The organism is Lamprobacter sp. (genome assembly GCF_034860625.1).
Classification (GTDB): Bacteria; Pseudomonadota; Gammaproteobacteria; order Chromatiales; family Chromatiaceae; genus Lamprobacter.
Window position 1 is genome coordinate 1 of the sequence record NZ_JAYESN010000172.1, and the last position, 7,158, is coordinate 7,158.

Consider the following 7,158-nt stretch of genomic DNA (forward strand, 5'->3'; position numbering starts at 1 on the left):
GCTAATCGCTCGACGCGATCCTGATCAGGGTTCATCATCGCGCTTCGTCTCGGCCAGGCTCCTGTGCACGGAAATCGCTGTGCCTCAGCGTGGGCTCAAGTCGCTGGGCGTGCCGCGGTGGCAGGTTTTAGCCCTGTGAATGGTTACAAACGTCCTTATGTTAACGGTCAGGGCTGGCGATAAGCGTTCGTCAGCGTGTGCCCTGTGCGCCGCTCTGTCAGCTGCGGGCGCATCGACCCAAGTCTCAGTCGCTGCGCAAAGTGATGGTAGTCCGCTGAGGACCAACCCAAGTAAGAGCCCGATCGCAACCGCGCGACGATCGCAGCGATAGCCTGCTCGATCCAACCTCGCCAACCGCGGTCTCGACACGGCCAGCGCCGCAACAAGCCTCATCGCAGAACCGACAGCCGCAACGTTCGCTTCGCACGACCACGTGCGCTCATCGCGCCCCCAAGCGCACCGCCACATCCTCAAACCCCGGATCTTCCGCATAGATCGCCGACAACTCCCGGCGGCTCTCACCGCGCCGCCCCACTGCCGCATACGCCAGCGCCCGCTCATAGCGGATCTGGCGTAGCAGCGCCTCGGGCCGATCCTTCTTGCGCCGATAGGCCTGGGTGAGGGTGCTCACGGCCACCTCCTCCAGACCCAGCGCGCGCAGTGCGCGGGCTTTGTAGAGCAGCAGGGCCGCATGCACCGGCGTCTCGTTCTCGAGCCCCGCGCTCAGCTGTACCACCTGATCCGCCTGCGCGCGTGGTACCGGATCAGCATCCAGCAGCAATTCCGCCCAGGCCGCCTTGACCACCACATCATCGGGGGTCTCGGCCAGGATCAGACGCAGATGCTCCGCTGCCAGGGCATGCTCATCACGCAGCTGGTGCAACTCGGCCAGGGCCAACCGGGTGCCACGCTCGCGCGGGCCGATGTGGGCGGTGACCTCGGGGGTGACCGAGAAGCTGGTGGTGGCGTTGATCTGGTACTTGGCGTAGAGCTGACCCAACGTCGCGCTGTGCTGCAGGGCGCTCTGCAAGTGGCCCTGAGCCACCTCCAGCTCCTCGCGCTTGAGGCGCAGCAGACCGGCGGTCCAGCAGGCATCGGCCTGCTCGGGGGCGGCTTCGAACTGCGCCAGGGCCTCGGTCTCGTCGCCGCTGTGCAGCGCACGCAGCCCATCGACGAAGGCGCGCTCATCGGCCGGGGTCACCAGGCGCTGGAAGAAGCCGAGCGAGAGCCGGTCCTGGACCGGGATCTCGGGGGTCACCGGCGGTGCGGAGTGCGCAGGGCGCTGGCTGGTCCGGCTGCCTCGACCCGGGTTCTGCACCGTATAGAACAGCCCGGAGCCGGGCAGCCCCACCGTGGCGCGGGTGCCCCGCGGTCCAATGGTGTACTTGGCCCCGCGTGGACCCAGCGAAAGCGAGGCCCCGGATTTGCTGAGATTCAGGCTCACACCTGGAAACAGCTGAACACGTCGCCAAAAACGAAAACTCATGCAAGGCCTCCTTGTCGAGGGTCTGTGTCGCCGATGACAGGGCGAGCTGTCGGAACAGGCGGCGATCATGGCACAGACCCGCCGCTCAAGCGCGGTGCCGACGGAAAACGCGGCACAGGTTCGCGTTGTTCGCGCGCTCACCCGACAGTGGGGATGTGGCGCGCCTCCTTCGAGGGCGGCAGCGGATGCCGAAGCGGCGCCCGGCTTCTGCATAGCAGCCCCAGCGGAGCGCTGCTATGCTCATCGAATGACTAAGCAGGATCGCAACAATCCGCCATCGATTCGCTATCCCAAGGCCCGACTCTCGCCCTACCTTCTGAACAACATGATCGCCAAGGACACCTTAGCGGCTGACCACTATGCGATATCGGAGCAGGCCTTAGCAGTGCGTCAGGCTGATGGTGTCGACTTGTCTTTGTCCTACCCGAGCCGTCATTTTTACGGCAAGAAAGGTGGTAGGAACCCCTTCATGTGTCCACAATCAATAGTCAGGCTCGCGCCGTAGCAGGATCAACGCCTGCGGCGAACGGCAGCGCTTGGTTACCTGCCGAATCGCTCCTGTGCCTCCTTTGCCTGCGGTAAACTCGCCGCGAGATCCGGAAAACCCTCCAGAAAAATCACGTCATGCCGGTGGTTGCGATAGGCCAGGGCTTCGGTCTCCTGGCGTGTCTTGGCGAGATTCCTCCGCAGGTAGTCGAGCCAGTCCGCCTCAGTGGCGGCGATGAACGCTCGCCCCGGACCAGGCTTTCCAAGGACATAAGGCGTGGTAAAGACCACCGAATAATCGAACATCGCCCGGTCGAATGGGGGTGGCATCAGGCGCGCGAGCCAGAGCTCACCCGCCGTTCCGGTATAGCCGCTGGCCGGTAACGCGGTTATCTCTTCATTGGTGATCAGTTCCCGCAGGACGATCAACCGGCCCGTCGCTCCCTCGTGCCGATAGACCCCCATCCTGGAGGCCTGCATCGTCTCGTACAGGGTGATTAATCCCTCATCAACCTGTTGAAACGCAGAAAAATCCGTCGCGATCGTGGCCAAGGTCTCTTTCTTTGCACCGGACGTGCACAAATCGAAGAATCCCCAGCAGGTAAAATACGAGGTCGTCAGCGGACTCATCGGTGGACCCGAGGGCAGATATTCCTCCTGTGCCCAGGCATAGGCATCCGCCAACTTACCCAGCGCCGGCAGCTCCATCATCTGTTCGATCAACACCGACAGTTGATTCTGTGCATAGGCGTATAGACCATGGAGCGGGTCGCAGTCTGCGAGTCCCGCCCTGGAGATCACGCTCCGCTGGTCGTCTGCAGCGCGGAGTTTGCCCGCTCTCCAGGCAGCGAGATCGACGACCTTCTGCTCAAGGTGTTGCCGGGCCGAGGCGATCACCTTGCGTGCGAGCGGTCCGCGTCCGGGGCTTGCAGCCTTCTTCGATGATGCTTTTCGTGTCATCTCGCACCTATGCGTTGAACATATCCATGCGCAAGCGATCCTCGAGCATGGCCTCGCTCAGATCCTCCTCGGCGAAGTAGCTCGGTGCGAATTGCTCGAGAAAGGCCCGCGCGCGAACGCTGATCCGCTCGCCGTCCTGCCACAGCAGCGTGCTGAACACGGTGGCCACGCCGTCGGCAGCGCCCATCGCCACGGCCGCGCGCAGGGTCGCTGTCCAGTGGTGCTGGTGACCGGTCTGCTCATCTGTCATCGTGACGTGCCCCTCAATGCTTGCCCAAGCGCGGTCTACCCAAGACCGGGCATCCTGCCAGTATAAAGGGCTTTCGCCTTTTGGCGATCAGCGCCCCCAGGGTTAAGCTCGACGCGCACGAAGAGGTTTTCCTTGTCCGGGGTGATCTCCGTCTGCGTATCGAGCACACGAAACGGGACCAGGGTGCCGGTGTTGAACAGTTGATGCTCGGCAGATCGGGGATTGTCGATGGGCATGGGGTTCAGTCTCAGAGATGAGCGAAGCCTTTGGCCTCGGTGCGGCTGGAGACGGTTCTGTGCTGACCGAGATCGTCCGGATCCTCGCAGGGACCCATATGATGATGACGACGCGACACCGCGTGCCTAATGAGTGATGCGGCGGCGGTCGCTGAACGTGGCTTCATCGATGACTACCGCGGCGTGCGCGTCTCCGCGTCCGGGCGCCGCTTCATGATTGAGCAGGCCAGCGTGTGGAACCTGACCGATGCGCAGGGTCGCCCGGCGGGGCAGGCGGCGACCTTTGCGCTGCTGCGATTAACCCCACTGGGATGACAGACAACAAGGTCGTTGCCAACCTTGCCTATCCCGCGTGAGGCGCCTGGAGTTGCACCTCATGCAGATCGGCAGGGACCTCGAAGCAGAGGTCATAGACTCGCATCACATGATCATCCAGGTCGCTCAACACCTCGAACGCATAGCCATCGTCCTCGACCTGCTTGCGGGATTTGTCCGGCAATTGCGGCGTGACCGCGACGAGCTGCGCGCCGCGAGCCTCGATCTCGGGCAGGGATTGCTGCAAGGCGTGCAGCTGCAGGTTGCAGTAGGGGCACCAGGCACCGCGGTAGAAGGTCAGCACCACCGGTCCTTCGGCGAGCAGATCGGAGAGCCGCACGCGTTTGCCGAAGGCGTTCGGCAGGCTGAAGTCGGGTGCCTGAGCGCCGGCCACCAGTCCTGGCTCGGGCATTGCAGTGGCCAGATCCTTAGCGGCCCGTTGCATGATGGCCCGATCTGCCGCATCGAGCTTGGGTCCGCCGGTCTTGGCGCGTTCCGCCTGAAAGGCGTCCAGTGCCTGTTGATAGCTCGGCAGCGGCGCGTCGCTCGCGGTCTCGGCTTGCGCGGCTGACGCCAAGAGCAGTGAGGAGGAGATCAGTGCGATCAGGGGAAAGGATTGCTTCTGCATGATGGTCTCTCGAGAAGGGGTGACAGCCAGAGGGCGATGGTTGCGCAAGCGGATCGAGCCTGGTTGATGATTGCGCACGCAAGTCAAGGTTGGTTGCTACGAGCTGAACCCTTAAGACCGGTGTGGTGGCCGAGTTCTTTCAACCGAGTGGGTCAATCTTTCAGTCTGGCTTTCAATCCAGTCAGTCCTCTCGCTGCTGAGTCTGCGCCTGCTCCTGCTTTCGGTGCAGCCGCCCCACGCGTGGCGATTTAGCGATTCGAGCCCACGGAGTCGATTCGACGCCGAAGGCTTGAAATCCTGGATCACCTGCTCTGTGGGTTCGCGCCCAGTGGTCATCGCGCCGAAGCGATGGCCCTCGAGCAGTTGGCGCGACGCACCGGCTCCGACCCAACGCCGGACTATCGGCAGATGGCCCGCGAGGATCTGCTCACCGGCCAGGTCGTTGGCGAGCCGCTGTACCGATTCATCGGTGCAGAACTCCGTCATCAGCTCCCGACGGCGGCGGCCGATTGGGATGATCGCTCGGTGGCCAACGCGCTGCGCGAGCGGCTCGGTGACGAGGCGCTGATCGAGCACCTAGTCCAGCGCATGACCGCACTCGGCCGCGCTGGGCGACCGCATGCGCTGCTCAGTTGGCGCGTCACCGGCTTTTCGTACGCTCGCCGCACCGAGCTTGGACTGCGCCTGCAGCGGCTACTCGAGCAGATGGACGCCTGGGTCGACGCTGAGGGATTGACCGAAACGTCCGGCGAGATCCGCATCGGGCAGGGCAGCTGTGCCTTTGCCGCCGAGCAGGGACCGCGCTTGGAGGTTTAACAAGGCAGCTCGTCGATACTGCGTTCGGCAGCTTAGACGCCATTCTGGACCCGGGACTGAGCCCTGTCAGCGCATCATCGGCCCCGCGGCTCGAGCCCGAAGCAGTCCAGATCCGAGGCGACGCTCAGCTCGCCCTGATAGACAGCGTGAATCCGCGCCAGACTGTCATCCAGTGCCCGCTCGGAACGGCGCATCAGATGGCTGAGCACCAGATGCTTGACCTCGGCCGCCTTGGCAATCTCGGCGATCTCCGAGGGCAGGGCATGCAGCCGTGCGGCGACCGCTCCCGCCTGCTCCGGCACGGCATGGTCCATGATCAACAGATCGGCATCGTGCGCAAAGTCGACGAACCAGGGATCATCGCCATTGAGATCCCCGCTGAAGACGATGCGTTGATCGCCCACGTCGATGCGATAGGCCAGCGCCGGGACCGGGCCATGGGTGACGCCGATGGCTCTGATCCGATAGTCATCGGTCTCGAGCACCAGGATCGGCTCGCGGCTGTCCGCCTCCAGCGTGCGCCGTTCCAACCTGACCAGCCCATCGCTGCCATCGAGATAGCCCGCGAGGTAACCGAAAGCCCCGGTCCGCGCTGCAAACAGCCCCTGCAGATAGCCCTCGAGATCGGGATAGTCACCGCCACCGGTCGGCCCGGCAATCGGCAACGCCCGGCTGCGCTGGCTGAAATAGCCGCTCTTCAGCAGCGCCGGCAGATCGGTCGCATGATCGGCGTGCAGATGCGTGAGTGCGATCAGATCGAGATCAGTGAAGCGCGCGCCGCTGGCACCGTAGCGCGCAAAACTGCCGCCACCGAGGTCGACCAGCACCCGCGCCTTGCCCTCCAGCCACAGCAGATAGCCCGCACTGGCGCGTTCCTGCTGGGCCTCCGGACCGCCGGAGCCGAGCACCTGCACGGCAATCGGTGCCTGACAGCCATTGGCAGCGCCGCTGCTCCCAGCGCCAAAGCTGGCCAGGATCAACAAGAGTGCGGCGAGTCGCCATCGTTTTGATTCGCGCATTGATATCACCCAGTCAGGCTTGAGCCCAGTAAGCGCCCCAGCCAGGTTGGTCGTGGGGGTGGAGGTGCCAGCGCAGCGTGCAAGTCGAGCGGTGGCATCAAGCTGATGGTCCAGCCCGGCAAGGGGGGCTGATCGCTAAAGCCACAGGCGACGCCGAGCCGTCGCGGATGGTAGACCTTGATGAAGGTCGGGGTCTGGAGATCGTCAGCATAGACGATGCCGCAATAGTCCTCCCGGTGCTCACGACGCAGTAGCGCGTCGAGGTCCGTCACGAAGGATTGGACCGCCGCGGCCTCGGCTGGCTCGGCCGGCGGCGCCTCATCGAGATCATAGAGGTACCAGCCGGCCGCGGCGTCGCTGCGAATGCTGCTCCACAACTGATCGAGCTGATGCCAGCGCAGGGTGGAGCTGAAGGTCCCGCGGAAACGGCTGAGAAACGAAACGGCAATATCGGGGGTCTCTTGCATGATGATGGCGTCGTTTTGAGGTGGAGTCATGGGTCATGGCGGCTGAGACGGCAGCGAGGGTTTGCTGCAGATCAGTTCTCAGGACCGTCCCGGCGGCGGCTATCTTTCACCACCCATCCAACGGTGGGTGGTGCTCTCGGCGACAGCGGACTATTGGCTACGCGCCCGGCTACGGTTCAGAAGGTCGTGGATCAAGCGCTGGCCATCGCTTGCGCACTGAAAGGAATCTCGGGACGCTCGGGTCCAAAGGGGGAAGCGGATCACATCCCAACCCGACCCCGAGGACCACCTGATGCCGGCCGACATCGATCTCACTACCCGTGTTGAGCTCCCACGCGCTGAGCTGCCTCAAGCCGAGCCTAGCGTCCTTGTGATCTTCAGCGCCAGTGGTGACTCGGCGCCTGTGTGCGCTGATTCACCAGAGAGACCGCTAAAGCCGGCTACAGGAGTCGAGCCATGAACTCAGAGGCCAGACAGCGCGCCTGGCGCCTGCTC

At 63.9% G+C, this 7,158-nt stretch carries 9 protein-coding genes; 2 read left to right on the top strand and 7 right to left on the bottom strand.

Annotated features, from left to right (window positions below):
- Nucleotides 1–439 precede the first annotated feature (439 nt).
- From VBE63_RS22870 to VBE63_RS22885, 4 genes are all read right to left on the bottom strand, one after another.
- The gene (locus VBE63_RS22870) at nucleotides 440–1,486 is read right to left on the bottom strand and encodes a DUF4236 domain-containing protein (protein ID WP_323685322.1); all 1,047 of its coding nucleotides are present in this window, start codon (nucleotides 1,484–1,486) and stop codon (nucleotides 440–442) included.
- 540 nt (nucleotides 1,487–2,026) lie between these two features.
- On the bottom strand, nucleotides 2,027–2,698 hold the full coding sequence (locus VBE63_RS22875) for a hypothetical protein (protein WP_323685323.1): 672 nt from the start codon (nucleotides 2,696–2,698) through the stop codon (nucleotides 2,027–2,029).
- 241 nt (nucleotides 2,699–2,939) lie between these two features.
- Nucleotides 2,940–3,182, bottom strand: coding sequence for a hypothetical protein (locus tag VBE63_RS22880; protein ID WP_323685324.1), 243 nt, complete (start codon nucleotides 3,180–3,182; stop codon nucleotides 2,940–2,942).
- Between the two features lie 35 nt (nucleotides 3,183–3,217).
- Nucleotides 3,218–3,418, bottom strand: a complete 201-nt coding sequence (locus VBE63_RS22885; RefSeq protein ID WP_323685325.1) for a hypothetical protein — start codon at nucleotides 3,416–3,418, stop codon at nucleotides 3,218–3,220.
- Between the two features lie 129 nt (nucleotides 3,419–3,547).
- On the opposite strand from VBE63_RS22885, the gene VBE63_RS22890 reads away from it, so the two are divergent.
- Nucleotides 3,548–3,733 (top strand): MEKHLA domain-containing protein, encoded by a 186-nt coding sequence (locus tag VBE63_RS22890; RefSeq protein ID WP_323685326.1) that lies wholly within the window; start codon nucleotides 3,548–3,550, stop codon nucleotides 3,731–3,733.
- 28 nt (nucleotides 3,734–3,761) lie between these two features.
- Here VBE63_RS22890 and VBE63_RS22895 read toward each other — a convergent pair whose 3' ends face one another.
- Nucleotides 3,762–4,361 (bottom strand): peroxiredoxin-like family protein, encoded by a 600-nt coding sequence (locus VBE63_RS22895; protein WP_323685327.1) that lies wholly within the window; start codon nucleotides 4,359–4,361, stop codon nucleotides 3,762–3,764.
- A gap of 348 nt (nucleotides 4,362–4,709) precedes the next feature.
- Here VBE63_RS22895 and VBE63_RS22900 point away from each other — a divergent pair, with 348 nt between their 5' ends.
- The gene (locus VBE63_RS22900) at nucleotides 4,710–5,177 is read left to right on the top strand and encodes a hypothetical protein (RefSeq protein WP_323685328.1); all 468 of its coding nucleotides are present in this window, start codon (nucleotides 4,710–4,712) and stop codon (nucleotides 5,175–5,177) included.
- A gap of 74 nt (nucleotides 5,178–5,251) precedes the next feature.
- Here the strand turns inward: VBE63_RS22900 and VBE63_RS22905 are convergent, their stop codons facing one another.
- Nucleotides 5,252–6,196, bottom strand: coding sequence for an MBL fold metallo-hydrolase (locus VBE63_RS22905; RefSeq protein ID WP_323685329.1), 945 nt, complete (start codon nucleotides 6,194–6,196; stop codon nucleotides 5,252–5,254).
- A gap of 5 nt (nucleotides 6,197–6,201) precedes the next feature.
- Nucleotides 6,202–6,693 carry a hypothetical protein gene (locus VBE63_RS22910; protein WP_323685330.1) on the bottom strand — a complete coding sequence of 164 codons (492 nt, stop codon included), beginning with the start codon at nucleotides 6,691–6,693 and terminating at the stop codon, nucleotides 6,202–6,204.
- Nucleotides 6,694–7,158 lie beyond the last annotated feature (465 nt).

What these genes read in the sequence shown, in the direction of transcription:
- VBE63_RS22870 (WP_323685322.1), bottom strand. Translation starts at nt 1,486, where the DNA reads ATGAGTTTTCGTTTTTGGCGACGTGTTCAGCTGTTTCCAGGTGTGAGC.
- VBE63_RS22880 (WP_323685324.1), bottom strand. Translation starts at nt 3,182, where the DNA reads ATGACAGATGAGCAGACCGGTCACCAGCACCACTGGACAGCGACCCTG.
- VBE63_RS22885 (WP_323685325.1), bottom strand. Translation starts at nt 3,418, where the DNA reads ATGCCCATCGACAATCCCCGATCTGCCGAGCATCAACTGTTCAACACC.
- VBE63_RS22890 (WP_323685326.1), top strand. Translation starts at nt 3,548, where the DNA reads ATGAGTGATGCGGCGGCGGTCGCTGAACGTGGCTTCATCGATGACTAC.
- VBE63_RS22895 (WP_323685327.1), bottom strand. Translation starts at nt 4,361, where the DNA reads ATGCAGAAGCAATCCTTTCCCCTGATCGCACTGATCTCCTCCTCACTG.
- VBE63_RS22900 (WP_323685328.1), top strand. Translation starts at nt 4,710, where the DNA reads ATGGCCCTCGAGCAGTTGGCGCGACGCACCGGCTCCGACCCAACGCCG.
- VBE63_RS22905 (WP_323685329.1), bottom strand. Translation starts at nt 6,196, where the DNA reads ATGCGCGAATCAAAACGATGGCGACTCGCCGCACTCTTGTTGATCCTG.
- VBE63_RS22910 (WP_323685330.1), bottom strand. Translation starts at nt 6,693, where the DNA reads ATGACTCCACCTCAAAACGACGCCATCATCATGCAAGAGACCCCCGAT.